At 55.4% G+C, this 249-nt stretch carries 1 protein-coding gene; it reads left to right on the top strand.

Going from position 1 to position 249, the window contains the following annotated elements:
• Window positions 1-61: 61 nt before the first annotated feature.
• On the top strand, window positions 62-249 hold a 188-nt coding region (locus tag Q4550_RS23795), incomplete at its 3' end, for an HrpE/YscL family type III secretion apparatus protein (protein WP_303536730.1).

The following is a 249-nucleotide window of genomic DNA, read 5'->3' as shown; positions in this document are numbered from 1 at the left end:
GTAACAGGCTGATGGATGTTTATCTGTTGTTTGATAAACGGGTAAACGCAGGAGGAATTGGATGAAACAATCAGGCAGTGACGTCGTTTCCGCCGGGATTGACGAGCTGGTTAGCCGTTTGCGTCAGGATGGCGTTGAGGCGGGGGAAACAGAAGCCGAGGCAATTCTGGCCGATGCCCGCCAACAGGCCGCGGCCTTGTTGGCTGATGCTCGCCAACAAGCCGACAAGCTGATTGCCGAGGCGAAAGA

It is taken from the genome of Anaerobacillus sp. 1_MG-2023 (assembly GCF_030547345.1).
Taxonomy (GTDB): domain Bacteria; phylum Bacillota; class Bacilli; order Bacillales; family Guptibacillaceae; genus Guptibacillus; species Guptibacillus hwajinpoensis_B.
Note: the sequence above shows the minus strand (reverse complement) of the source record. Positions and strands in the feature narration are given on the sequence as shown.